The 23,512-nt window shown below is 72.4% G+C and carries 23 protein-coding genes; 14 read left to right on the top strand and 9 right to left on the bottom strand.

What is annotated here, in order from left to right; genetic code table 11:
• Nucleotides 1-63: 63 nt before the first annotated feature.
• Nucleotides 64-468 carry a nitroreductase family deazaflavin-dependent oxidoreductase gene (locus tag ACZ63J_RS30535; protein WP_465304115.1) on the bottom strand — a complete coding sequence of 135 codons (405 nt, stop codon included), beginning with the start codon at nucleotides 466-468 and terminating at the stop codon, nucleotides 64-66.
• 214 nt (nucleotides 469-682) lie between these two features.
• Between ACZ63J_RS30535 and ACZ63J_RS30530 the strand changes: the two genes are divergently transcribed.
• From ACZ63J_RS30530 to ACZ63J_RS30490, 9 genes are all read left to right on the top strand, one after another.
• Nucleotides 683-1,723, top strand: coding sequence for a LacI family DNA-binding transcriptional regulator (locus ACZ63J_RS30530; protein WP_465401272.1), 1,041 nt, complete (start codon nucleotides 683-685; stop codon nucleotides 1,721-1,723).
• 80 nt (nucleotides 1,724-1,803) lie between these two features.
• On the top strand, nucleotides 1,804-2,937 hold the full coding sequence (locus ACZ63J_RS30525) for a DUF993 family protein (RefSeq protein ID WP_465401271.1): 1,134 nt from the start codon (nucleotides 1,804-1,806) through the stop codon (nucleotides 2,935-2,937).
• Entirely contained in the window at nucleotides 2,937-3,749 is an 813-nt protein-coding gene (locus tag ACZ63J_RS30520; RefSeq protein WP_465401270.1) for a sugar phosphate isomerase/epimerase family protein, read from the top strand. The genes ACZ63J_RS30525 and ACZ63J_RS30520 overlap by 1 nt, the downstream gene beginning before the upstream one ends.
• 58 nt (nucleotides 3,750-3,807) lie before the next feature.
• Nucleotides 3,808-4,518 (top strand): response regulator transcription factor, encoded by a 711-nt coding sequence (locus tag ACZ63J_RS30515; RefSeq protein ID WP_465401269.1) that lies wholly within the window; start codon nucleotides 3,808-3,810, stop codon nucleotides 4,516-4,518.
• A gap of 2 nt (nucleotides 4,519-4,520) precedes the next feature.
• Entirely contained in the window at nucleotides 4,521-5,810 is a 1,290-nt protein-coding gene (locus tag ACZ63J_RS30510) for a sensor histidine kinase (RefSeq protein ID WP_465401268.1), read from the top strand.
• 285 nt (nucleotides 5,811-6,095) lie between these two features.
• On the top strand, nucleotides 6,096-7,487 hold the full coding sequence (locus tag ACZ63J_RS30505) for an amino acid permease (protein WP_465340707.1): 1,392 nt from the start codon (nucleotides 6,096-6,098) through the stop codon (nucleotides 7,485-7,487).
• Nucleotides 7,484-8,239 carry a carbon-nitrogen hydrolase family protein gene (locus ACZ63J_RS30500; protein WP_465439696.1) on the top strand — a complete coding sequence of 252 codons (756 nt, stop codon included), beginning with the start codon at nucleotides 7,484-7,486 and terminating at the stop codon, nucleotides 8,237-8,239. The genes ACZ63J_RS30505 and ACZ63J_RS30500 overlap by 4 nt, the downstream gene beginning before the upstream one ends.
• Entirely contained in the window at nucleotides 8,236-9,927 is a 1,692-nt protein-coding gene (locus ACZ63J_RS30495) for a flavin monoamine oxidase family protein (RefSeq protein WP_465439694.1), read from the top strand. Before ACZ63J_RS30500 ends, ACZ63J_RS30495 begins: the two co-directional genes overlap by 4 nt.
• A gap of 91 nt (nucleotides 9,928-10,018) precedes the next feature.
• Nucleotides 10,019-10,657, top strand: a complete 639-nt coding sequence (locus ACZ63J_RS30490; protein WP_465439692.1) for a TetR/AcrR family transcriptional regulator — start codon at nucleotides 10,019-10,021, stop codon at nucleotides 10,655-10,657.
• Nucleotides 10,658-10,757: 100 nt separating this feature from the next.
• On the opposite strand, the gene ACZ63J_RS30485 is transcribed toward ACZ63J_RS30490, so the two are convergent.
• The gene (locus ACZ63J_RS30485) at nucleotides 10,758-11,501 is read right to left on the bottom strand and encodes a TetR/AcrR family transcriptional regulator (RefSeq protein WP_465439690.1); all 744 of its coding nucleotides are present in this window, start codon (nucleotides 11,499-11,501) and stop codon (nucleotides 10,758-10,760) included.
• Nucleotides 11,502-11,568: 67 nt separating this feature from the next.
• On the opposite strand from ACZ63J_RS30485, the gene ACZ63J_RS30480 reads away from it, so the two are divergent.
• Both ACZ63J_RS30480 and ACZ63J_RS30475 read left to right on the top strand, forming a co-directional pair.
• Nucleotides 11,569-12,435 (top strand): alpha/beta fold hydrolase, encoded by an 867-nt coding sequence (locus tag ACZ63J_RS30480; RefSeq protein WP_465439688.1) that lies wholly within the window; start codon nucleotides 11,569-11,571, stop codon nucleotides 12,433-12,435.
• A gap of 80 nt (nucleotides 12,436-12,515) precedes the next feature.
• Entirely contained in the window at nucleotides 12,516-12,899 is a 384-nt protein-coding gene (locus ACZ63J_RS30475) for a hypothetical protein (protein ID WP_465439687.1), read from the top strand.
• Between the two features lie 202 nt (nucleotides 12,900-13,101).
• Here ACZ63J_RS30475 and ACZ63J_RS30470 read toward each other — a convergent pair whose 3' ends face one another.
• On the bottom strand, nucleotides 13,102-14,343 hold the full coding sequence (locus ACZ63J_RS30470) for a PucR family transcriptional regulator (RefSeq protein WP_465340714.1): 1,242 nt from the start codon (nucleotides 14,341-14,343) through the stop codon (nucleotides 13,102-13,104).
• Nucleotides 14,344-14,454: 111 nt separating this feature from the next.
• On the opposite strand from ACZ63J_RS30470, the gene ACZ63J_RS30465 reads away from it, so the two are divergent.
• Nucleotides 14,455-15,297, top strand: a complete 843-nt coding sequence (locus tag ACZ63J_RS30465) for an SGNH/GDSL hydrolase family protein (RefSeq protein WP_465401307.1) — start codon at nucleotides 14,455-14,457, stop codon at nucleotides 15,295-15,297.
• On the opposite strand, the gene ACZ63J_RS30460 is transcribed toward ACZ63J_RS30465, so the two are convergent.
• The 5 genes from ACZ63J_RS30460 to ACZ63J_RS30440 form a co-directional block, all read right to left on the bottom strand.
• Nucleotides 15,287-15,805: a pyridoxamine 5'-phosphate oxidase family protein gene (locus ACZ63J_RS30460; protein ID WP_465304087.1), complete on the bottom strand. Its 519-nt coding sequence runs from the start codon at nucleotides 15,803-15,805 to the stop codon at nucleotides 15,287-15,289. The genes ACZ63J_RS30465 and ACZ63J_RS30460 overlap by 11 nt on opposite strands.
• A 2-nt stretch (nucleotides 15,806-15,807) precedes the next feature.
• A complete protein-coding gene (locus ACZ63J_RS30455) occupies nucleotides 15,808-16,791 on the bottom strand; it encodes an LLM class F420-dependent oxidoreductase (protein ID WP_465401262.1) in 984 nt (327 codons plus the stop codon).
• A complete protein-coding gene (locus tag ACZ63J_RS30450; RefSeq protein ID WP_465401261.1) occupies nucleotides 16,788-17,975 on the bottom strand; it encodes an acetyl-CoA acetyltransferase in 1,188 nt (395 codons plus the stop codon). Before ACZ63J_RS30450 ends, ACZ63J_RS30455 begins: the two co-directional genes overlap by 4 nt.
• Before the next feature lie 4 nt (nucleotides 17,976-17,979).
• On the bottom strand, nucleotides 17,980-19,599 hold the full coding sequence (locus tag ACZ63J_RS30445; protein WP_465401260.1) for a class I adenylate-forming enzyme family protein: 1,620 nt from the start codon (nucleotides 19,597-19,599) through the stop codon (nucleotides 17,980-17,982).
• A gap of 74 nt (nucleotides 19,600-19,673) precedes the next feature.
• The gene (locus tag ACZ63J_RS30440) at nucleotides 19,674-21,146 is read right to left on the bottom strand and encodes a carotenoid oxygenase family protein (RefSeq protein WP_465401259.1); all 1,473 of its coding nucleotides are present in this window, start codon (nucleotides 21,144-21,146) and stop codon (nucleotides 19,674-19,676) included.
• Nucleotides 21,147-21,285: 139 nt separating this feature from the next.
• Here ACZ63J_RS30440 and ACZ63J_RS30435 point away from each other — a divergent pair, with 139 nt between their 5' ends.
• On the top strand, nucleotides 21,286-22,242 hold the full coding sequence (locus tag ACZ63J_RS30435; RefSeq protein ID WP_465401306.1) for a winged helix-turn-helix transcriptional regulator: 957 nt from the start codon (nucleotides 21,286-21,288) through the stop codon (nucleotides 22,240-22,242).
• Nucleotides 22,243-22,316: 74 nt separating this feature from the next.
• Nucleotides 22,317-22,505: a DUF5302 domain-containing protein gene (locus ACZ63J_RS30430; RefSeq protein ID WP_465340720.1), complete on the top strand. Its 189-nt coding sequence runs from the start codon at nucleotides 22,317-22,319 to the stop codon at nucleotides 22,503-22,505.
• Between the two features lie 56 nt (nucleotides 22,506-22,561).
• On the opposite strand, the gene ACZ63J_RS30425 is transcribed toward ACZ63J_RS30430, so the two are convergent.
• Entirely contained in the window at nucleotides 22,562-23,512 is a 951-nt protein-coding gene (locus tag ACZ63J_RS30425) for an MBL fold metallo-hydrolase (protein ID WP_465401258.1), read from the bottom strand.

The raw sequence follows: 23,512 nt of genomic DNA, 5'->3' as shown, positions 1-23,512 counted from the left end.
GACTGTCATTCGTAGCCGACGACCGGCCGGATCGGCCCCCGCGCGCGCCGAACGCGGCGCAGATCACACGCGCTCGAGAACCACCACGGGAATCTCGCGGTCGGTCTTCTTCGCGTACTCGTTGTAGTCCGGCCAGACGGCGGCGAGCGCGTCCCACAGCTTCGCGCGCTCCTCGCCGGCCGCCGTGCGGGCGCGGGCGCGGTACCGGTCGGCCCCGACCTGGACGCCGACCTCGGGGTGCTCGACGAGGTTGAAGTACCAGCCGGGGTGGTTGGGCGCGCCGCCCTTGGAGGCGACGACGACCACGTCGCCCTCGATCTCTTGGTAGATCAGGGCGAACTTGCGCTCCTGGCCGGTCTTGCGGCCCTTCGTGGTCAGCACCAGCGTCGGGACGCCTTCCTTCCACTCGTGGCCGACCTCTCCGTCGGTCTCCTCGTAGCGGCGGACGTGCTCGTCACCGAACAGCATGGGGGTGTGTCCTTTCGGGGTCGATCCGCAGTGGCGTACCCACTACTTGAACGTTCTCCTTGTTTACAACGCACGCGACACCGCCGATCTTCCGTCAATTCACTCGAACGGGTCGGGTCCCCCGGCCAGCGGCTTCTCCCCGCCCACCCCCCGCCCAGTAGATTGCACCGACCGAGCACGCGGACACCGAGACCGACCCTTGGAGGAGCCAGCCATGAAGGCCCGGCCGCACGTGACACTGGAAGACGTGGCACGCAGCGCGAACGTCTCCCTCGCAACGGCGTCGCGGGTGCTCAACGGCACCGCGTCCGTCCGCGCCGACCTGCGGGAACGGGTTTCCGCCGCCGCGGCCGAGCTGGCCTACGCCCCGAACGCGCACGCGCAGGCCCTCGCGGGCGGCACGCACCGCACGGTCGGCGTGATCTGCCACGACGTCAGCGACCCCTACTTCGCCGCGATCGCCGGCGGGGTGATGCGCGTGGCCACCGACAACGGGCTGCTGGTGATGCTCGCCGGGACGTTCCGCGACCCGGACCGCGAGGTCGCGTACGTCTCGACGCTGCGCGCGCAGCGGGCCGCGGCGATCCTGCTGATCGGCTCGGCGTTCGAAGACCGGGCGTGGGAACGCGCGATGGCCGCCGAGCTCGAGCCCTACCGCCGGGGCGGCGGGCAGGTGGCGGCGGTCAGCCGGCACCGCGGGCTCAAGATCGACACCGTGCAGCCGGACAACAAGGGCGGCGCCGCGGCGCTGGCCAAGGCGCTGGTCGGGCTGGGACACAAGCGGTTCGCGGTGCTCGCCGGGCCGCGGCAGCTCAGCACGGTCATCGACCGGCTCGCCGGCTTCAGCGACGGGCTCGCCGAGCACGGCATCACCCTGCGTGAGGAGGACGTCGTCGAGGCGGCCTTCACCCGCGACGGCGGTTACGAGGCGACGAAGCGGCTGCTCGCCGGCCGCAAGCGGAAGCTGCCGACCTGCGTCTTCGCCGTCACCGACGTGATGGCGATCGGCGCGCTGACGGCGTTGCGCGAGGAGGGCCTGTCGGTGCCCGGCGACATCTCGGTGGCCGGCTTCGACGACATCCCCGTGGTCCGCGACCTGGCCCCGGCGCTGACCACCGTGCGGCTGCCGCTGGAAGAGCTGGGCGAACGCGCGATGGACCTGGCGATCAAGGGCGCCGGCGGCACCCGGGCGCGGACGGTCCGGCTCTCCGGCGAGGTCGTCCTGCGGGAGAGCACCGCGCGGCCCAAGCGCTGACCCGGTCGGGCCTTGTCGCGTCCTGGCGCAGGCCCTACCGTGGGAATCAGAAAGCGCTTTCTGACGTGCGGAGGTTTCCGATGCTCCTGCTCCCGGTCCCCGGCGGCGGGCTCGCGAACTGGGCGCCGTCCGGCCCACCGCCCCCCGAGCCGGCGGGCGCGCCGCCGTCGTCGCGGATCGCCTACGCCGCCGCGCACGTCGTCGCCGACGCGCTGGCCGACGAGCCGGGCGCCGTGGACTGGGACACGACGCTGGCCTTCCGCGAGCACCTCTGGGCGTGCGGGCTCGGTGTCGCGGAGGCGATGGACACCGCGCAACGCGGAATGGGCCTCGACTGGGCCACGACCCGGGAGCTGGTCACCCGCACCGGCGCGGCCGCCGCCGGCCGCCGGTGGTGCGCCGGGGTCGGCACCGACCAGCTGCCGGCCGGGCCGGCCGGCCTCGCGTCCATTGTGGACGCCTGGCGCGAGCAGCTCGACCTGGTCGGCGGCGCGGGCGCGGTCCCCGTCGTGATGGCCAGCCGGGCGTTGGCCGCGGCCGCCGCGGGCCCCGAGGACTACCACGCGGCCTACGGGAAACTGCTGTCCGAGGCGGGCGGCCCGGTCCTGCTGCACTGGCTGGGCGAGCAGTTCGACCCCGCGCTGGCCGGTTACTGGGGCCACGGCGACGTCCGCGCCGCGGCCCGCGAGCTGGCCGCGCTGTGCGCCGAGCACGCCGCCACGGTGGCCGGGGTGAAGGTTTCGGTGCTCGACGCCGACGTCGAGACGGCGTTCCGGCGGGCGCTGCCGGACGGCGTCGCGTGTTACACCGGGGACGACTTCCACTACCCGGAGCTCATCGCGGGTGACGAGCGGGGGCACAGCGAGGCCCTGCTCGGCGTCTTCGACCCGATCGCGCCGGTCGCCGCGGCGGGGCTGCGCCGGCTGGACGACGGCGACCGGGCCGGGTTCCACGCCCTGCTCGACCCGACCGTCGCGCTGGCGCGCGAGATCTTCCGCGCGCCGACCCGGCACTACAAGACCGGCGTCGTCTTCCTCGCCTACTTGAACGGTCATCAAGAGCACTTCCGAATGCTCGCCGGGAGCGAGTCCGCGCGCACGATCACCCACCTCGCGACGCTGCTGCGGCTGGCCGACGAGGCCGGGGTGCTCGCCGACGCCGAGCGGGCCGAGGCGCGGATGCGGCCGCTGCTGCAGGCGGCGGGGGTCGGCTGATGGACCCGCGGTTCAGCCTCAACCAGATCACCACCAAGGCCTGGTCGCTGCCCGAAGCGGTGGCCGGGTGCGCGGCCGCCGGCGTCGGCTGGATCGGGCTGTGGCGGGACAAGGTCGCCGAAACCGGTGTCGACGAAGCCGCGCGGCTGCTGAACGAGCACGGGGTGCGGGTTTCGTCGTTGTGCCGCGGTGGGTTCTTCACCGGCGTGACGCCGGAAGGGTCCCCTGTGGACGGTGTGGCGCAGACCCGGGAGGCGATCGACGAAGCCGCCGCGCTCGGCGCCGGCGTCCTCGTGCTGGTCGTCGGCGGGATCGCGGGCGGCGACCTGGCGGCGTCCCGGCAGCGGGTCGCGGACGCCGTGGGTGAGCTCGCACCGTACGCCGGTGAGCGCGGGGTGCGGCTGGGCCTGGAGCCGCTGCACCCGATGCAGTGCGCGGACCGGTCGGTGCTGTCCACTGTGGAACAGGCGCTGGCGATCGCCGCCGAGCACCCCGCCGAGCAGGTCGGCGTGATCGTCGACGAGTTCCACGTCTGGTGGGACCCGCGGATCGAGACGTCGATCGCCGCCGCGGCCGGCCGGATCGCCGGCTTCCACGTGTGCGACGTGCTCGTGCCGCTGCCCGACCCGCTGCTCGGCCGCGCGCTGCCCGGCGACGGCCCGATCGACCACCGCCACCTGCGTGAACACGTCGAAGCCGCGGGGTACACCGGGCCGATCGAGGTCGAGGTGTTCAACGCGGGCCTGTGGGCCCGCCCGGGGGCGGAGGTGCTCGCCGAAACCGTCGCGGCGTTCGAGCGGCACGTGGCCTGAGCGGCGTTATGGCTTTTGCCACCCGACCGCCGGGCGGAACGTTGGTTACGCTCCCCGCATGCCGAACCTGCTGGTGGTGGAAGACGACGCGGCGATCGGCAGCGTGCTCGAATCGACCCTGCGGCTGCACGGTCACCAGGTGTGCTGGCGACGTGACGGGCGCACCGCCCTGCAGGCCGCGGAAGCCGGCGAGTTCGACCTCGTGCTGCTCGACCTCGGCCTGCCCGACCTGGACGGCGTCGACGTCTGCCGCCGGCTGCGGGCCGCGCTGCCCGCCACCGTCCTGGTCATCCTCACCGCGCGGCAGGAGGAGATGGACGTCGTCGTCGGCCTCGACGCCGGGGCCGACGACTACCTCACCAAGCCGATCCGCCTGGGCGAGCTGCTGGCCCGGGTGCGGGCGCACCTCCGCCGCGGCGCGCCGGCCGGCGCGCGGCCGCCGGTGACCATCGGGGAGCTGACCGTCGACATCGCCGGCCGCCGCGCCACCCTGGGCGGACACGAAGTCGTGCTGCGCGCCAAGGAGTTCGACCTGCTGGCCCGGCTGGCCGAGCAGCCCGGGGTCGCGGTCAGCCGCGAGACCCTGATGGCCGAGGTCTGGGACGCGCACTGGTACGGCTCGACGAAGACGCTCGACGTGCACATCGCCGCGGTCCGCCGGAAGCTCGCGTCGGCGGCCGGGTCGGAGACCGAGGTGCCGCGGATCGCCACCCTGCGCGGGCACGGCTACCGGCTGGAGGACCCGGCCCGGACCCTCGCCGAGGGGTAGGCGTGCGCCGCCGGATCATCTCGCTGACGGTGCTCGCCGCCCTGGTCGCCACCGTGCTGTTCGCGCTGCCGCTGGGCTTCGCGGTGATGAGGTACTACCGCGACGACACGATGTCCGACCTGGAGCGGGCCGCCGACGCCGCCGCGCTGGCCGTGTCCCACGACCTGAACGCCGGGCTGCCGCCGCAGGCGCCCCCGCCCGACGACGAGGCCGAGGGTGACGTCGGGATCTACTCCCCGGACGGCCGGCTGCTCGCCGGGCACGGACCCGCCGTCGCCGGCGCGCTCGAGCGGCAGGCGGCGAGCGCCGCGACGGACGTCGTCACCGGCCGTGAGGACGACGAGCTGGTGCTGGCCGTCCCGGTGCTCAGCGGGGCCCGCACCACCGGGGTGGTCCGGGCCGCGCTGCCGATGTCCGACCTGACGCTGCGGATCGGGCTGACCTGGCTCGGCATGGCCGGGCTGGCCGTCGCGGCGGTCGGGGCGAGCCTGCTGATGGCCCGGCGGCTGACCACGCGGCTGGTCCGGCCGCTGGACGAGCTCGTCTGCGCGGCCGAGCAGCTCGGCGACGGCGACTTCACCGCGCGCGGCCCGCGGGCCGGGATCGCCGAGATCGACCGGGTCGGCGAGGCGCTGGCCGCCACCGCGGCCCGGATCGGCGAGACCCTGGAGCGGGAACGCGCGTTCTCCGCGGAGGCGTCCCACCAGCTGCGGACGCCGCTGACCGGGCTGCGCCTGCAGCTCGAAGCGGCGTTGCAGACGCCGGGCGCCGACCCGCACGCGGCGATCCGCGCCGGGATCGCGTCCGCCGACCGGCTGGAACGCACCATCGAGGACCTCCTGGCCCTCGGCCGGGAGCGCCGGGCGCCGCGGGCCGAGCTCAACCTCGACGCGCTCCTGGAGGAGATCCGGCAGGCCGGCGAGGCGCTGCTGGAGCCGCACGGACGCGCACTGCGGATCACCCGCGACGACCCGCCGCCGGCCCGGGTGGCGGCCGCGGCGGTCCGCCAGGTGCTCGGGGTCCTGCTGGACAACGCGGCGACGCACGGGCGCGGCACGGTCACGGTGGTGGCCCGCGACGTCGGCGACGCGCTGGCCATCGACGTCGCTGACGAAGGTCCCGACCTGGGCGAAACCGACCCGTTCGCGGCCGCGGCGACCGGGCACGGCATCGGCCTTCGGCTGGCCCGCAGCCTGGCCGAGGCCGAAGGCGGCCGGCTCCGCCTGAGCCGCCCCCACCCGCCGACGTTCACCCTCCTCCTCCCCACCGCCGACCCACCCCCCGACCCGTGACCAGCGGGGCATCACCCGCGATCCGAGGGGCATCACGCGTGTCCAGCCGGGCATCACGCGTGATCCGGCGGGCATCACGGTGATGCCTGCCCAGTCACGTGTGATGCCCCTCCACTCACGCGTGATGCCTGGTTGAGCACGTGTGATGCCTGGTTGAGCACGCCGGACCGAGCGGAACGATTCGCCACGATTCGCTCGTGTTGTGCAATGAATCACCTGTGATTCATCTTTTTGCGCAATGTTCCCCTGTTATCCGCAGCCACGGCGGCAGATACGGTCGTCGGCATGACTCTGCGAGCCGCGACGGTGCGGCGGAAACCGGTCGCCGACCTCGTCGCCGAAGGTGATCATGGCACGTTGAAGCGGTCGCTCGGCCTCGGGCAGCTCACCACGCTCAGCATTGGCGCGACGCTCGGAAGCGGCATCTTCGTCGTGCTCGGCGAGGCCGTCCCGGTGGCGGGGCCGGCCGTGGTGCTCTCGTTCGTGCTCGCCGGCGTCACCGCGTTGTTCTCGGCACTCTCCTACGCCGAGCTCGCCGGGATGATCCCGCTGTCCGGTTCGTCGTACTCCTACGCGTACGCCACCCTCGGCGAGCTGGTCGCCTGGGTCTGCGGCTGGTGCCTGGTGCTCGAATACGGCGTCTCGGTGGCGTCGGTGGCCGTCGGCTGGGGGCAGTACCTCAACGAGCTGCTGCGGCTGGCCTTCGGCTTCGCCATCCCGGACGCGCTCAGCCAGCCGCCCGGCTCCGGCGGGGTCGTCAACGTGCCCGCGATCCTCGTCGTGCTGCTCGCGATGCTCCTGCTGCTGTCCGGCGCGAAGGAAAGCGCGCGGGCCAACACGATCATGGTCGTGGTCAAGATCGGCACGCTGGTGCTGTTCTGCGCGATCGCCTTCACCGCGGTCAAGGCGAAGAACTTCACGCCGTTCCTGCCGCTGGGGCTGGCCGGGCTGAGCGCCGGCGGCGCCAAGCTGTTCTTCTCCTACATCGGGTTCGACGCCGCGTCGACCGCCGGCGAGGAGGCGAAGAACCCGCAGCGCGACCTGCCGCGGGCGATCCTGCTCTCCCTCGGCATCGTCACGGTGCTGTACTGCCTGGTCGCCGTCGCCGCCGTCGGCGCGCTGCCGTGGCAGCAGTTCGACGGCCAGGAGGCCGCGCTCTCGCACGTGCTCGGGGTCGTTTCGGACAACCCGTTCTGGGCCGGGCTGCTCGCCGTCGGCGCGATCGTGGCCATCTCCAGCGTCGTGCTGACCGTCCTCTACGGACAGACGCGCATCCTGTTCGCGATGTCCCGCGACGGCCTGGTCCCGGGCGTCCTGTCCAAAGTGGACGAGAAGACCGGCTCCCCGCGGGTCAACACCCTGGTGGTGTCCGGCTTCGTCGCCGCCCTCGCCGCGTTCATCCCGCTCGGGAAGCTGGCCGACGCCACCAGCATCGGGACGCTCTTCGCGTTCGGCCTGGTCAACGTCGCCGTCCTGCTGCTGCGCCGCCGCCAGCCCGACCGGCCGCGCTCGTTCCGCGTACCGTTCTCACCGGTCACGCCGATCCTGGGCGTGCTGTGCTGCGGCTACATGATGCTCAGCCTCGACGGCGCCACGTGGGTCGTCTTCGGCGGCTGGATGGCGCTCGGCCTGGTGATCTACTTCGGGTACGGCATCCGGAGGTCGAGGCTGGCATGAAGGTCGCGATCCACCAGGGACCGGTCACGGACCTCCCCCGCGCCGCCGCCGCGTCGGGCGCCGACCTCGTCGTCGCCGCCGAGATGATCACCACCGGCTACCACATCGGCGCGCGCACGCGTGAGCTCGCCGAGCCCGCCGACGGCCCCACCGCGGCGCGAATGTCCAGCCTGGCCAAGGAAACCGGCACCGCGCTGGTCTACGGCTACCCCGAACTAGACGGCGGCGACGTCTACAACAGCGTCCAGCTCGTCGGCAACACCGGGCGGCGGCTCGCCAACTACCGCAAGACGCACCTGTTCGGCGACCTCGACAAGGCGTGGTTCACCCCCGGCGCCGAAGCCGTGGTGCAGGCCGACCTCGGCGGCGTCCGGGTCGGGCTGCTGATCTGCTACGACGTCGAGTTCCCGGAGCTGGTCCGCGCGCACGCGCTCGCCGGAACCGAACTGCTCGTCGTGCCGACCGCGCTGATGAGCCCGTACCACCTCGTCGCCGACACGCTGGTGCCCGCGCGGGCCTACGAAAGCCAGCTGTTCGTCGCCTACGCGAACCGCTGTGACACCGAGCAGGAGCTGACGTACTGCGGACGCTCCTGCGTCGTCGCGCCGACCGGCGAAGTGCTGGCGCGCGCCGGCGCCGGGCCCGAAGTGCTCACCGCCGACGTCGACCGTGCCGCGCTGCTCGCGTCACGAGCGGAAAACACCCACCTGGCCGACCGACGGCCCGACCTGTACCGGGGAACCACCGCATGACCTCCGCCCTGCCCACCGCGATCCACCACGACGAACCGGCGGGCCGCCCGATCACGATGTTCGGCCCCGACTTCCCGTTCGCCTACGACGACTACCTCGCGCACCCGGCCGGGCTGGGCGCGCTGCCCGCCGGCCGGCACGGCACCGAGGTCGCCGTGATCGGCGGTGGCCTCTCCGGCATCGTCACTGCGTACGAGCTGATGAAGCTCGGCCTGCGGCCGGTGGTCTACGAAATCGCCGAGATCGGCGGCCGGCTGCGCAGTGTGCACTTCCCCGGCTGCCCGGACGACGTCGTGGCCGAGATGGGCGCGATGCGCTTCCCGCCCGCGTCGACCGCGCTCTACCACTACATCGACAAGGTCGGGCTGGAGACCAGGCCGTTCCCGAACCCGCTGGCGCCGGAGACGCCGAGCACGGTCGTCGACCTCAAGGGACAGAGCCATTACGCGCGCACACCGGCCGAGCTGCCGGAGGTCTTCCGCGACGTCGCCGCGGCCTGGGACCGGACGCTGGCCGAGCACGCGTCGTTCGCCGAGATGCAGACCGCGATCCGCGACCGGGACGCCAAGACGATCAAGCGGCTGTGGAACGAGCTCGTCCCGCGGCTGGACGACCAGACGTTCTACGGCTTCCTGTGCGCCTCCCCCGCGTTCGCCTCCTTCCGCCACCGCGAGATCTTCGGCCAGGTCGGCTTCGGCACCGGCGGCTGGGACACCGACTTCCCCAACTCCATCCTGGAAATCCTGCGTGTGGTCTACACCGGCGCCGACGACGAGCACCGCAGCATCGTCGGCGGGAGCCAGCAGCTGCCGCAACGGCTTTGGGAGCACACACCGGCCGAAATCGCTTTCTGGCCGGCCGGCACGAGCCTGAGCACGCTGCACGGCGGGCGGCCCCACCCCGGTGTCGCGCGGCTGCACCGGACCGCGCCGGACAACATCACGGTGACCGGCACCGACGGGCACATCCGGACGTTCCCGGCCGCCGTGTTCACCGCGCAGAGCTGGATGCTGCTGTCCAAGATCGAATGCGACGAAGCGCTCTTCCCGATCGACCACTGGACCGCGATCGAGCGCACGCACTACATGGAGTCGTCGAAGGTGTTCGTGCCGGTCGACCGGCCGTTCTGGCTCGACCCCGACCCGACGACCGGCCGCGACACGATGAGCATGACGCTCACCGACCGGATGCCGCGCGGCACGTACCTGCTCGGCGACGACCCGGACCGGCCCGCGGTGATCTGCCTGTCCTACACCTGGGCCGACGACTCGCTGAAGTGGCTGCCGCTCACCGTGGGCGAGCGGGTCGAGGTGATGCTGCAGTCGCTGCGCGAGATCTACCCCGGCGTCGACGTGCGGCGGCACATCACCGGTGACCCGGTGACCGTGTCATGGGAGGCGGAACCGCACTTCATGGGCGCGTTCAAGGCGAACCTGCCCGGGCACTACCGCTACCAGCACCGGCTCTTCACGCACTTCATGCAGGATTCGCTGCCGTCCCGCTACCGGGGACTGTTCCTGGCGGGTGACGACATCTCGTGGACGGCGGGCTGGGCCGAAGGCGCGGTCCAGACGGCGCTGAACGCGGTGTGGGGCGTGCTGCACCACTTCGGCGGCGAAACGCACGGCGCGAACCCGGGCCCGGGCGACGGGTTCGCCGACATCGCGCCGATCACGCTGCCGGACTGACCGTGCCCCGATCGTGGTACGCGGCCTCCCGCACCACCGGCATCGTGCGCGCTGCCCTGCCCGGCGCAACGGCTCATGCGACGATGGGAGGATGAACACCGAGCCGGCGCCGAGATGGCGAAGACTGGAACCGGACGAGCGGAGGGAACAGATCTACGCTTGCGCGGCGCGGCTGTTCGGTGACCGGCCCTACTCCGAAGTGTCCACTTCGGACATCGCGGCCGCGGCCGGTGTCGCGCGCGGGCTGATCAACCACTACTTCGGCACCAAACGCGAGCTGTACCTGGAAATCATCCGGCGCGCGCTGACCGTGCCGCGGCTGGCCGTCGAAATCCTGCCGGACGGGCCGCTGGAACTGCGGGCCGACGTCGCCATCGAATGGTTCCTCGACATGGTCACCAGCCAGGAGCGGATGTGGCTGGCCGCGATCGCGCCCGAGGGCATCGGCCGCGACCTCGAGGTGGAGCGGATCCTCGAGGAGGCCGACCGGGAGTCCGCCGACCGCGTGCTCGAAGCCGTCGGGCTGTCCCGGGAGAGCGAGCACGGGCCCGAGCTGAACGCGCTCGTGCGCGCGTTCGGTGGGATGGTGAAGTCGGCGGGCCGGGAGTGGCTCGTGCGCGGGTCGCTGACCCGCGAGCAGGTGCACCTGCTGCTGTCCAAGTCGCTGGTGACGCTGGTCGGCGAGATCTTCCCGGCGATTCAGCAGGAGCCGCCGCGCACCGAGGCCTGAAAGACCGAAGCCCCCGGCGCCACGAGGGGGAGGAGGGCGCCAGGGGCTCCGGGTCGATGGACGAACCACCGACGCACGCTCACGGTACGCCGGAGCACTGTCAAGTCGCTGTCAACCCCTCGCCGTCCGATTCGTGTAGTTTGTCCAGCCGGCAGGCGAGCCCGTCGAGACACCGCCGGACGGCGTAGTCGTAGAGCTGCGCGTAATAGCCCGCGGCGAGGTCGGGATCGCCCATCAGGTCGTGCATCGCCGAGCCCAGCTCGGCCATCCCCGGCAGGTCGTCCCGCTGGCGGTACGCCGCGTACGCCTCGGTGTTGTCGATCCGCAGCGCGAGCGCGCCGTCGCGGTCGTCCTCCATCGCGACGAACTGGCACGCCGTCATCAGCAGCAGGTTGTAGGCCATCGGGCTCTCGCGGCCGAAGCCGGCCTTCAACAGCACCCCGACACCGGCGTCGATGCTGCGCGTCGCCGCCTCGACGGACGGGCCGAACAACGCGAGGCGTCTCGCGCAGCCCGGGTAGGCGCGCAGGACCGCGCGCAGGCTGGCCAGCAGCTCGGTGAACCACTCCTGCCACGGCAGCTCGCCGCCGGGCAGCTCCAGCAGGCCGACCACCCGGTCGACCACGGCGTTCACCACCGCGTCCCGGTCACCGACGTGGTGGTAGATCACCGCCGGATAGGCCTCGACCGAGCGGGCGAGCTCCCGCAGCGTCCAGTTGTCGAGGCCGCGTTCGCCGGTGAGGGTCGTCGCCGCGCTGACGATCCGGTCGGCCGTGAGCGCCGGCAGACCCGCGGCGGCCCGTGACCGGGGGCGCTGTCCGGTGCCCGAGGATGAGGTCGGCATGGGGGGTAACGGTAACCGCACGGGCCGTTCCGGTGCCAGCTCCGCACGGGTACGGCAAGATCGGGGCATGGCACGCGCACAGGCCAACGGTCTCGAGCTCGAGTACGACACGTTCGGCGATCCGGACCGGCCGCCGCTGGTCCTGGTGATGGGCCTGGGCGCCCAGATGATCACCTGGGAGGACGGTTTCTGCGAGCTGCTCGCCGCCCGCGGGTTCTTCGTGGTGCGCTACGACAACCGGGACGTCGGGCTCTCGACGTGGCTCGACGACCTCCCGGCGCCGGATCTGGCCGCGTTGGCGGCCGGCGACCTGACGACGACGCCGTACACGCTGTCGGACATGGCCCGCGACGCGATCGGGCTGTTCGACGCGCTCGGCATCGGCCGCGCGCACGTCGTCGGCGCGTCGATGGGCGGGATGATCGTCCAGCAGCTGGCCATCGAGCACCCGGACCGGCTGCTTTCGGTCACCTCGATCATGTCGACCACCGGCGACCCGTCGGTCGGGCAGGCCGAGCCGTGGGCGCTGGCCGTGCTGACACGCCCGCCCGCGACGACCCGCGAGCAGGCGCTCGCCGACAGCGTCGAGGGTTACCGGAGCCTCGGCTCCCCCGGTTACCCGGACGACGAGGCGTTCCTGCTGGCCAAGGCGACCCTGCACTTCGACCGCGCCCGCCACCCGGTCGGCACGCTGCGCCACGCGGCGGCGGTGATGGCGTCGGGCGACCGCACGTCCCGGCTGCGTGACGTGCGGCTGCCGGTGATGGTCGTGCACGGCGACGCCGACCCGCTGATCAACGTCAGCGGCGGCAACGCGACGGCGGCGGCGGTCCCGGGCGCGGAGCTGGTCGTGGTGCCGGGCATGGGCCACAACCTGCCGCGCGCGGTCTGGCCGCGGATCGCCGACGCGATCGGGCGCGTGGCGGGTCAATAGCGCGTCAAGATCCGGGGTCCGGGTGTAGGGAATGTGTCCTGGGTCATGTTTTGGGATGCCGGCCGGGCTCTCCTGGACGCATGAGTGGTGGTTTCGGGTTCCCGATCGGCTGCGTCGCGGCGGTGGTGGCGGTGATCCTGGCGGCCCTGGCCGGGCCGGCTCCGTGGTACTCGCTGGTCACGCTGGGCGTGGTCGTGCTGGCGGCGGCGTTCCGGACGTCGGCCTTCGCCGCGGCCGGGGTCGCGGTGGTGGCTTGGGCGCTGCACGACGGTTTTGTCCTGGGCCGCGCCGGCGAGCTGACGTTTTCCGCGGCTTCCGGCGTCGCGGCTCTCGTGTTCGGCGCGGCTTTCGCGGTGGGTCTGGTCGCGGCGGTGGTCACCCGGGCTCCGGTTGCGGTGCGGGTGCCCGCACCTCGGCTTCCGGCGGAAGTCCCGTCGCGCACCCCGGTCGGCACGGCGACCTGACCGCCGTGTCGACCCTCCAATCACGCGAGTCGACCTTCCAGACACACGAGTCGACCCTCCAGACACGCGAGTTCGCCGTTCCGGTACACCGGACTCGCGTGATCGGGGCCGGAACCCGCGTGATCGGGGCCGGAACTCGCGTGATTGAAGGCGGAACTCGCGTGATCAGGAGGTCGACACGCGTGATTGGAGGGTCGACACGTCAGGTGCCGCGGGGCGCCGAGGCTCGGCGGGCCGCGAGGGCCGCGATGATGCGCGGGAGGCCCGCCGGGTGGAGGGGGTCGATGCCGGTGAGGTCGCGGACGCGGCGGAGGCGGTAGTCGACCGTGTTGGGGTGGACGTGCAGCTTCGTCGCCGTGCGGCGGCGGTTCGTGTCCAGCTCGAGGTACGCCGCGAGCGTCTCGACGAGCTCGGGGTGCGCGTCCAGCGGCTCCAGCACCGCGGCCAGCCGGTCGCGGGCCGCGCCCGGGCGGGTCAGCTGGTACTCGAGCAGGACGTCGTCGAGGCGGTAGAGCCCCGGCGGGCGGCCGGACCAGCGCAGCACCTCCAGCACCTCGGCCGTCCGGGCAGTCACTTCACGGACGTCGGACGGCTCCGCGGTTTCCGCCGCGGCCAGCACGTCCACGTCCGCCGCGCGGCCCGCCGCGGCCAGCAGCGCCCGCCACTCCGGCAGCGACGACAGCCGGCCGCCGAGCGGCAGCAGGACCAGCCCGCCCGGGCCGTCCAGCGACGCGAGAACGCCGTCACCGCACGCTTGCTCGAACGCGGCCAGAAACCGGCGGAGTTTGCGACGGACCGCGATCTCCGCGTCCACCCCCGGTGACGCCTCGTCGGCGTGCGGCCCGAGCTCGACGCTCAGCACGAGGTACCGCGCCGGCAGCGTGATCCCGGCACTGCGCGCGACGACGTCGACCTGACCGCCGTCGACGAGCACCGACAGCAGCGTGCGCCGCGCGGTGTGCTCCTGCCCCACCTTGGTGCGCAGCTCCTCCAGATACCCCCGGGTGACGGCGCCGGCGACCGTGCCGACAAACGCGAGCACGCGGTCCGCGACGTCCAGGAGGTCGGCGACGTCCGCGCTGCCCGCGTCCGCCGAGCCGACGGTGAAGATCTCCCGCGCGCCGAGGTGGTACGCGGTCAGCACCGCCTCCAGCGGAAAGCCCTCCTCGGCCCGGCGCACCGCGGACGCGCCGATCTGCTGCAGCTCGGCGCTGTTGAGCTCACGGTCTTCGCGCAGGCTCCGGGCGAACGCGCGCACGGCCTGTTGCGTGATGCGCGCGATGTCGCCCGCGAGCTCCTCGACCGGCATCCGCCGGTAGTCCGCGACCTCACCCTGGATGCGCGCCAGCACGCGGGCGATCAGCTCGGGCTCCTCCCGGGTGAGCCGCTCGTGCACGCGCTGCCCGCCGAGGGTGAGGTCGCCGCCGGGCTTGTGCTCCGTCACAACCGATCCCCCCGTTCTCTGCCCGGACTCCCAGTCAATCCGGGCACGCTGGGTGCCGATGGTGTCACGGAAACCAACCGTAAGCACAACGTCAAGGAGGACGGCGTGCGAGTGAGGACAACGGCGTTCATCACGATCCTGGTCGCGGCACTGGTCACGACGGCAGGCACGGCGGCGGCGAGCACCGCCGGGGAGTACGTGGCACTCGGGGACTCGGCCGCCGCCGGTCCGCTGATCCTGCCCCCGGACCTCTCGGCCCCGGGCTGCCTCCGCTCGCTCGTGAACTACCCGCACGTCGCGGCGAAGAGGCTCGGCCTGCCGCTCAAGGACGTCACGTGCTCGGGCGCGACGACCGCGGACATGTACGCGCCGCAGTCGACGGAGACCGGCGCGGTCCCGCCGCAGCTGGACGCGCTCGGCGCGAGCACGAAGACCGTCACGGTCACCATCGGCGGCAACGACGTCGGCCTGGTCGGCGCCGCGACCAGCTGCATCACCCTGCTCCCCGGCATCACCCCCGACTGCGTCGACCGCTACACCGCCGGCGGGCACGACCAGCTGGCCGAGAAGATCGCCGCGTTCGAACCGACGTGGGGCGCGCTGCTGGACGCGATCCACGCGCACGCGCCGAACGCCGCGGTCTTCGTCGCCGGGTACGGCACCTACCTGCCGCGCAACGGGTGCTGGCCGGTCGCGCCGCTGACCCCGCGCGACGCCAACTACATCCAGGGCAGCATCGACAAGACCAACGCCGCACTCGCCCGGCAGGCCGCCGCGCACAACGCGCACTACGTCGACGTCCGGACGGCGTCGATCGGGCACGACGTCTGCAAACGGCCGGGCGTCAAGTGGTTCGAGAGCGTGATCCCGACGTCGGTCGCGGCGCCGTTGCACCCGAACGCCGACGGCATGCGGGCCATCGGCGCGCTGGTGGCCGGGGCGGTCAGCGGCTGAAGTCCCAGCGGCTCGCGCCGTGCGGCTCGGCGGAGGCGACCCCGATCGCCCGGGTGAGCACGAGCCGGTACAGCAGCCACGGCGCGGGTCCGGCGCTCGGCGCCATGAACGACGCGTTGTAGCCGCCGTTTTCGACCGTCGCGGGCCAGCCGCCGTCGCGGTAGACGGCCGCCACCCGCTCGAGGGTGACGGGATCGGTGACGTGCTCGGCCTCGCCTTCCATGGTGAGGTCGAGGCCGTTCAGGCGCACCGAGACGCTGCACGCCGGGTTCGCCGCGAGGTTGCGGGCCCGGCGCGTGCCGGCCCCGCTCACGAAGTAGAGGGTGTCGTCGACCCAGATCGCGCCGACGCCGGCGGCGTGCGGCCGGCCGTCGGGGCGGACGGTCCCGACGAAGAACGTCAGGTCCTCCTTGGGGGTCTGGGTCGCGAGGAGGTCGCGCGCCCGGCTCCACGGCAGCGCCGCGTTCCCGTTCTGGTCGAGGTTCTTGGTTTTTGTCGGCTCAGTCATGCCTACGCGTCGAACGGGCCGACGGCGGATCGACACGCGGCGAGAGTTTTCTTCCCGCCGGGGTCGTTGTCGCTGGTGGCGGGCACGATCGCCAGCTCGTCGATCCCCGCTTCCGCGTACTCCCGCGCCTTCGCGGCGATCTCCGCGGGCGAGCCCAGCAGGCCCACGGTGGCAATCGCCGCCTCCGGGACGGCCGCCAGCAGCTCACGCGGGTGCGGCCACGTGCGCGCGAAGTCGACCAGGTCGCCGAACCCCGCCGCGCGGAACATCTCGCCGTAGCCGGGCGCCGCGAGGTAGCCGACAACACCGCGACGCAGCTGGTCGAGCTCGGCCGGGCCCGGGTCCACCGCGCCGACGACCCACGCGGCCACCGGCGGCGGTGTGGTGCCCGCCCGCGCGGCCGCCTCCCGGAGACCGCGCACCAGCTCGCCGGCCGCGGCCGGGCTGACCAGGTTCACCACCATGCGGTCGGCGTGCCGCGCGGCGACGTCGAGGGCGCGCGGGCCGAACGCCGCGATCGTCAGCGGCGACTTCGGCGCGGCCAGCCGCAACCGGTACCCCCGCGACCCGACCACCGATCCGTCCACAGTGGACTTCTCGCCGGAGACCAGCTGCCGCACGGCGATCGCCGACTCCTCCAGCGCGGTCGCGGCCCGCGAACGGGACCGGCCGTGCCAGCTCCGCACCACGACGTCGCTGGACGTGCCGAGCGCGACGCCGGTCGTCCGGCCGGTCAGCGCCGCGACCGACGCGACGCCCATCGCGATCGTCGCCGGGTCCCGGACGGTCACCGCGAGCGGCCCGAAGGTCAGCGAGAGCGACGAAGTCGCCGCGCCGATCGCGGTCCCCAGCGCGAACGCGTCCCACGTCGCCATCTCGCCGATCCACAGCTCCTCGTACCCGGCGGCCTCGGCGGCACGCGCGGTTTCCAGGGCCTCCTCCGGCGGGCGGTCCTGCCAGAGCCCCAGCGACACCGAAAGCCTCATGCGGTGACCACCAGCGTGACGACCGTGGTGAACGAGCCGCCGACGTTCAGCGTCAACGCCGTCCGCGCACCCTCGACCTGGGTCTCGCCCGCTTTCCCCGTCACCTGCCGCGCGACGTCGTGCAGCATGCGGACACCGGTCGCGCCGACCGGGTGGCCGAGCCCGATCAGGCCGCCGCCCGGGTTGATCCCGGCGGTGTCGAGGCCGCCGTCGGTGATGAACTTGCCGCCGTCGCCGGGCGGCGCGGCGCCGAGGTGCTCCAGCGCGACCAGCCCGGTGATCGTGAAGCAGTCGTGCAGCTCGACGACGTCGAGCGCGTCCGGCCCGGCCACGCCCGCGCGCTCGTAGGCGTCGACGACCGCGCCGCGCAGGTGCGGGAACAGGTACTCGCCGCCGGACGCGATCTTCTCGGCCAGGCCGAGGTGCGAGGTGCGGTGCCCGAAGCCCGCGATGCGCGGGAAGCCGCCGCCGAGGCGTTCGGCGAACCGCGGCGAGGCCAGCAGGACCGCCGCGGCGCCGTCGGTGATCCGGCCGCAGTCCTGCTTGCGCAGGCGCCCTTCGATGACCGGGTTCAGCTCGTCGTCGGGCCCGAACGCGCCTTCCGGGAACCGCCAGTCCCGGGCCTGGGCGAGCGGATTCCTTGCCGCACGGTCGAAAGCGTGCGACGCGAACTGCCCGAGGGGCTCGGGGTCGAGCCCGTACCGCTCGTCGTAGGCATCGGCGACGTCGGCGAAGAGCGCGGGCCACGGGAACTTCGCGCCGACGGCCTCGTGCCCGGCCCAGGCGGCCGACCCGAGGTGCTCGGCGGCCCGCTGGCCGTCGACGTTGCGCATCAGCTCGACCCCGACGACGAGCGCCAGGTCGTAACGCCCGGACTCCAGGTCGGCGCAGGCGGCCAGGACCGCGGTGCTGCCGGACGCGCACGCGGCCTCGTGCCGGGTGCTGGGCACGCCGTCCAGCTCCGGGACGGCGGCGACGAGCAGGCCGCCCAGCTGGGCCTGGCCGGTGAACAGCTCGGCCGCGAGGTTGCCGACGTGCGCGACCTCGACGTCCGCGGCGGTCACACCCGCGTCCGCGAGGGCGGCCGGGACCACCTCGGCGAACAGCTCGAGGATCCCGCTGCCTTCCTTCGTGTAGTTGCGCGCGAAGTCGGTCTGCGCCCCGCCCAGCACGAACACCGTCATCGTTTCACTCCAGACTTTCCCGCAGCTGCCGCTTCAGGATCTTCCCGACGGGGTTGCGAGGCAAGGCGTCCGCGTACTCGAGCCGTTCCGGGAGCTTGAACGCGGCGACTTTCTTCTCCCGCAGGTACTCGACCAGGTCCTCCAGCGACGGCTTGCGGTCGCCGGGCACGACCACCGCGCACACCCGCTCGCCCATGACGTCGTCGGGCACCCCGACCACCCCGACGTCGGCGACGTCCGGGTGCCCGGCCAGCAGGCCCTCGACCTCGGCGGGCGAGATGTTCATCCCGCCGCGGATGACCAGGTCCTTGGCGCGGTCGACGTACTTCAGGAACTCGCCGCGGTCGCCGGCGATCTCGAAGACGTCGCCGGTGCGGAAGTGCCCGTCTTCGTCGAACGCCGTGGTGTCCAGCGGTTCGCCGATTTTCGTGAGGTACCCGGCGAACACCGTCGGCCCGGCGATGTGCAGCTCGCCGGGGCGCCCGGGTTCGGTCACGTGCTCGCCGGTGACCGGGTCGTGTAGCCGCACCGACGTCCAGCCGGCGACGGGCGTCGACCAGGTGACGCCGGAGGCGTAGTTCGGGAAGTAGCTCGCGCGCTGGTCCGGGTCCGGGATGTCGACGGGACCGGACAGCAGCGCGGTGCCTTCGTTGGAGCCGAAGAAGTTGATGATGTCGATCCCGTGGCGCTCGGCCCAGGTGCGCACGAGCCACGGCGAGAGCGGCGCCGAGCCGGACCCGATCTTCCGGACGCTCGTGATGTCCACTCCGGACAGGATCTTCTCGTTGTGCAGCAACATGGTCAGCAACGCGGGCGGCGCGAGGGTGTACGTCACGCGCTCGGCCGCGAGCTGGCCGAGGAACACCGGCAGGTCGAACGGGTGGTGCGGGACGAACACCGCGCCGGTGAGCAGCCACGGCAGGAACATCCCGCCGATGCCGGCCATGTTCGTCATGGGGAACGGCGAGAGCAGGACGTCGTCGCGGGTGATCCCCGCGGCCTGGACGCAGCCGCCCGCCGTCGCGAGCCAGTCGCCGTGGCAGCGCGGGACGGCCTTCGGTTCGGCTTCGGTGCCGGACGTCCAGCAGATCGTCACGCAGTCGTCGACGTCGGTGTCGAGTGTGGACAGGTAGGAGTCCAAAGTGGATTGGTCCGCTTCGGACAGTGGGTCTTCGGGCCAGGCCAGGGCGCCGGCCGGTTCGTCGTCCCCCCGGGCGACGACGAACCGGACCGACGGCGCCGTAGCGCCGATTAGCCCAAGGGCCGCCCCGGCGAGCGGGTGCTCGCCGTATCTGGATGCGGTGACCACCCCGACAGCCCCGGTGCGCCGGCACATCGGGCCCATCTCGTGCTCCCGGTAGGACACCGGGAACGGGGTGACAACCGCGCCGATCCGCACGATCGCGAGGAACGCCTGGACCAGGGCCGAGCAGTTCGGCAGCTGCACGGCCACGACGTCACCTGCTCGCACCCCTCTGGCGAGCAGGAACGCGGCCAGGACGTCGACACGTTCGTCGAGCCGGTTCCAGGTCCACCGCACCGGGTCGCGTCCGACCAGTGCGGTGGTGTTCGGTGGATCGACCAGCGCGAGACCCTCCGGGTCGGCACTGACCCGCTCCTTCACGAGCCGGTCGATCGTCTCCGCACTCCACCATCCCCGCGTCCGGAAGTCCCGGGCGCGACCCTCTCGATGGCATCTCATGAACGGAGGTTTTCCAGCTGGTCCGCCCGGACCCAGGTCGCGTGAAAACCGAGCGGGACACGCTGGGGCAACAGGACCCTGGCCACGGGTCCGGCAGCGAGATCGGCGGCGTCGAAGATGTCCAGTTCCGAGCGTCCCTCACGCTCGTCCTGCACGAACGTCACCAGATAACCGTCCGCCGAATCGGCGGCTGCTCCGTCGCGGGGTGCGAACGGGGCCTCACTGCCCCACCGGCCGGGACCGAACCGGTATTCGGTCTTGGAGCCGGCAAGATTGTCGTAGCGCACGAGCCCGTCGAACTTCAGCGTCGACTCGGGCGAGATGTGCACCGCGTAGGAGTACCGGTTCCGGGCGCCGACCCCACGGGAGTCGACGGTCGGGAACTCGGTGTTGTCGTCGTCGAGCGGGGCCTCACGGCACACGCCGGTCCGCAGGTTGAAGCGGTAGCGGTGCAGCTGGGCGTCGAGGCGCAGGTAGGAGAGCATCTTCGCGAGCGGCGTGTGCGCGTCGGCCCGCGGGGCGGGCTTGCGCACGCGGCAGACGTCGAGGACGACCTCTTCGCCCTCTTCCCAGGCGTTGACGACGTGGTAGATGTAGCACGGGCTCGCTTCGAACCAGCGGATCTGGCTACCGTTCCCGTAGCGTGGCAGAACCCCGAACCGGCTCGGCATCGAGCGGTCGAAGTGCAGCTTGTGCCGGCCGAGCTTCGCCGCTTCCAGGTCCTGGACCAGCGGCAGGTCCATCAGCACCGCGTAGTGCTCGGTGATGGCCATGTCGTGCGGCAGGCGCGGGCCGGGCAGCTCGATCTCGGTGGTGGTGACGACCTGGCCGTCCGCGCTGATGACGCCGTAGCGCAGGTACGGCGGGCGCGGGCCGTAGTCGAACCAGAACAGCTCGCCGGTGGCCTCGTCCACCTTGGGGTGGGCCATCATGTCGCCGACCAGCGTGCCGAGGAAGTCTTCGGCGCCGAGCGTCTCGAGCGAGAGCGGGTCGATGCCGTACGGCGAGCCGCACAGGTACCAGGTCGCGAGGATCCGGCCGCGGTGGAAGACGACGTCGGTGTTGGCGTTGTCCTTGAGGCCCAGGCCGTGGTGGTTGCCGAAGGGGTTGCCCTTCGGGTTCTCCATGACGCCGGTCCAGAGGCCCTTGCCGGCTTCGGACTCGGCCTCGAAGGCCTTCGTGCGGACCCAGCGGTTGCGGTAGCGCGCCTTGCCGTTCTCCAGGTGGACGGCGTGGATCATGCCGTCGCCGTCGAACCAGTGGTAGCGGCCTTCCGGGGCGAACCGCGGGTTGGGGCCGTTGCGCAGGTAGACGCCGTTGAGGTCCTTCGGGATTTCGCCGATGACCTGCAGGTCTTCGGCGTCGATCTCGGTGTCGACCGGGGCGTACACGCCGAGCAGGTAGGGGTTCGCCTCGCCGGTGTCCGCCGTCCGGGCCACCATCAGCGGCTGTTCGGAGGTGCTGGTCATCGGGCTTCTCCCTGGATCTCGGGCTCACCGCGCTGGCTGATGGGGATGAGACTATGATTTGTGTAGTCAGGTGTCAATAGGCTTCTTTTGCTGTAGTCAGGTGTACGCTGAGGCCGTTCTTGGACAGGGGGAAATGACGGTGACCGAGGCGACGGCACAACGCATCCGGCCCGCGGGGGATCCGCTCCGGAGAGCACTCGAACTGGTCGGTGACCAGTGGACGCTGCTCATCCTGCAGAGCCTCTTCCTGCGCTTCCGGCGGTACGAGGAGCTGCGGCTGCGGCTGGGCATCTCGCCGACGGCGTTGTCCGGGCGGCTGCGGGACATGGTGGAAGCGGGCATGCTCACGCGCGTGCCGTACCGCGACGCGCGGCGCACGCGGCACGAGTACCGGCTCACCGAGCGCGGCCTGGAGCTGTGGCCGCTGCTGATCTCGATCTGGGCCTGGGAACGCGAGTGGGTCGAAGGCCGCCGTGAGGTGCTGCCGACGCTCATCCACCTCGACTGCGAGCTGGCTACATCAGCGCCCCTCGGTTGCGGCGCCTGCGGCCGCCGGGTCGACGCCCGTGACGTGCGGGCCACCCGGCTCGACAGCACGGGCGTCGCCGCCGCGACGGCGTCCAAGCGCTTCCGCCGCAAGGACGCCGAGTCGCTGGCCGGCGACCCGATGATGTTCTTCCCCGACACGATGGAGCTGCTCGGCGACCGGTGGTCGACCGGGCTTTTGGTGTCCGCGCTGCTCGGCTGCCACCACTTCTCGGAGTTCGAGCGCGAGCTGGGGATCGGGCCGAGCGTGCTGTCGGCGCGGCTGAGCAAGCTCGTCGAGGTCGGCGTGCTGCGCACCGGCACGGCGAAGACCCGCACCGACGCCCGCGACTACCGGATGACGGCGAAGGGGCTGGCGTTCTTCCCGGCGCTGGCGTTCATCGCGGAGTGGTCGCGCGGGTTCGAGGTGACCGGCCAGGAGCCGGACATCACGCTGAACCACGTCGAGTGCGGCAACCGGCTGCGGCCGATCCTGCTGTGCGACCACTGCGGCCGTCCGCTGACGCGCAAGTCGGTGCAGTTCGGCGGAGTGCCCACACCGAAGCGGTGACGTAATCGACTCGCCAAGCGGCCGGGCCACTGCCAGGCTGGAGCGGTCACACGTCGTCAGTCCCGGAGGTAAACATGAGTGAACCGAATCCCTCGCCCGGCGGCGAGGAGGAGGACGACGTCAAGCGCAAGTTCCGGGAGGCGCTGGAGCGCAAGCAGGCGCACGCCCGCTCGGGCGCGTCCCACGAGAACGCCGGCGGCAAGAACCAGCACGCCCACGGCCCGGCGGCCAACAAGCGGACGTTCCGCCGCAAGAGCGGCTGAGCCCCGGCCGAGCTCGTGAAGGCCCCCACCGCGCGCGGTGGGGGCCTTCACCGCGTTCAGGGGGTGAACGAGCCCAGGTGGTCCAGGACCACGAACTGACTGGCCGGGCTCGCCGCCGCGACCGCCTTGCGCAGCACCTCCAGGCCGCCGTTCGGGTCCTTCGCCTGGCCGAGCGGCAGGTCGAAGTCGTCCCAGTGGGTCGCGGCCACGTACCTCGGGTTGCCCAGCGTGCGCAGCAGCCGCGGCACGTACTGCGTCACCTTCGCGCCGCCCGCCGGCACGCACACGACGTCCGGGCGCAGGCCCGCCAGCTCGGACTCGACGTAGTTCGAGCCGCCGAAGTCCAGCAGCGTGGCGCCGCCGCCGGTGACCGCGTACGCCAGCGTGCCGCCCTCCACCAGGTCCTCGATCACCTTCGGCCGGTCGCGGCGCGACAGCGGCCGCGAGCCCGGGAACGGCACCCGCGCGCGCTCGCCCGTCGCCGAGTGCAGGGACCTCAGGATCCGGATCGAGTAGCCGTCGAACGTCAGGTCCTCACCGCCGCTCGCGATCGCCAGCTGGTCCTCGGGGGCGCCCAGGGCCGCCATGAGACTCAAATGGGTCTCGGTGCCGATGACCGTCGCGCCGGTGCGTTTGGCCAGGTAGGGGACGTCGGTGAGGTGGTCGTAGTGGCCGTGGGTCACCAGGATGTGGTCCGCGCGCAGCTCGCCGCGGTCGAGGTAGCCGTCGATGAGCGTCTTGTTCACCGACAGCGGGGTTTTCGGGTCCGCGCCCGCCGGTGTGTACGTCCCGGTCTTGAAGCGCGTCAGCCACGGGTCGATCAGGATGGTCTTCGTCCCGGTTCCGTCCGCGCTCGGGACGCGGACCTCCCAGCCGTTGTTTCCCCACCACCGCACGGTCATCCGCGACGCGCGGGGGCTCGCGGCGGCCGGCGTCACCCCCGCGAGGACCGTCGCCGCCACCGCGCCCGCGCCGAACAGCCCTCGCCTGCTGAATCCTGTGTCCAT

Source organism: Amycolatopsis sp. NPDC104863, assembly GCF_055582965.1.
This window is presented reverse-complemented; position numbering and strand designations above follow the sequence as displayed.

Excerpts from the sequence above, each read along its gene's own strand:
- ACZ63J_RS30500 (WP_465439696.1), top strand. The coding sequence starts at position 7,484 with ATGAAGGTCGCGATCCACCAGGGACCGGTCACGGACCTCCCCCGCGCC.
- ACZ63J_RS30430 (WP_465340720.1), top strand. The coding sequence starts at position 22,317 with ATGAGTGAACCGAATCCCTCGCCCGGCGGCGAGGAGGAGGACGACGTC.
- ACZ63J_RS30440 (WP_465401259.1), bottom strand. The coding sequence starts at position 21,146 with ATGACCAGCACCTCCGAACAGCCGCTGATGGTGGCCCGGACGGCGGAC.
- ACZ63J_RS30530 (WP_465401272.1), top strand. The coding sequence starts at position 683 with ATGAAGGCCCGGCCGCACGTGACACTGGAAGACGTGGCACGCAGCGCG.
- ACZ63J_RS30505 (WP_465340707.1), top strand. The coding sequence starts at position 6,096 with ATGACTCTGCGAGCCGCGACGGTGCGGCGGAAACCGGTCGCCGACCTC.
- ACZ63J_RS30535 (WP_465304115.1), bottom strand. The coding sequence starts at position 468 with ATGCTGTTCGGTGACGAGCACGTCCGCCGCTACGAGGAGACCGACGGA.
- ACZ63J_RS30480 (WP_465439688.1), top strand. The coding sequence starts at position 11,569 with ATGGCACGCGCACAGGCCAACGGTCTCGAGCTCGAGTACGACACGTTC.
- ACZ63J_RS30485 (WP_465439690.1), bottom strand. The coding sequence starts at position 11,501 with ATGCCGACCTCATCCTCGGGCACCGGACAGCGCCCCCGGTCACGGGCC.
- ACZ63J_RS30460 (WP_465304087.1), bottom strand. The coding sequence starts at position 15,805 with ATGACTGAGCCGACAAAAACCAAGAACCTCGACCAGAACGGGAACGCG.
- ACZ63J_RS30450 (WP_465401261.1), bottom strand. The coding sequence starts at position 17,975 with ATGACGGTGTTCGTGCTGGGCGGGGCGCAGACCGACTTCGCGCGCAAC.
- ACZ63J_RS30525 (WP_465401271.1), top strand. The coding sequence starts at position 1,804 with ATGCTCCTGCTCCCGGTCCCCGGCGGCGGGCTCGCGAACTGGGCGCCG.
- ACZ63J_RS30495 (WP_465439694.1), top strand. The coding sequence starts at position 8,236 with ATGACCTCCGCCCTGCCCACCGCGATCCACCACGACGAACCGGCGGGC.
- ACZ63J_RS30455 (WP_465401262.1), bottom strand. The coding sequence starts at position 16,791 with ATGAGGCTTTCGGTGTCGCTGGGGCTCTGGCAGGACCGCCCGCCGGAG.
- ACZ63J_RS30520 (WP_465401270.1), top strand. The coding sequence starts at position 2,937 with ATGGACCCGCGGTTCAGCCTCAACCAGATCACCACCAAGGCCTGGTCG.
- ACZ63J_RS30425 (WP_465401258.1), bottom strand. The coding sequence starts at position 23,512 with ATGGACACAGGATTCAGCAGGCGAGGGCTGTTCGGCGCGGGCGCGGTG.
- ACZ63J_RS30475 (WP_465439687.1), top strand. The coding sequence starts at position 12,516 with ATGAGTGGTGGTTTCGGGTTCCCGATCGGCTGCGTCGCGGCGGTGGTG.
- ACZ63J_RS30515 (WP_465401269.1), top strand. The coding sequence starts at position 3,808 with ATGCCGAACCTGCTGGTGGTGGAAGACGACGCGGCGATCGGCAGCGTG.
- ACZ63J_RS30490 (WP_465439692.1), top strand. The coding sequence starts at position 10,019 with ATGAACACCGAGCCGGCGCCGAGATGGCGAAGACTGGAACCGGACGAG.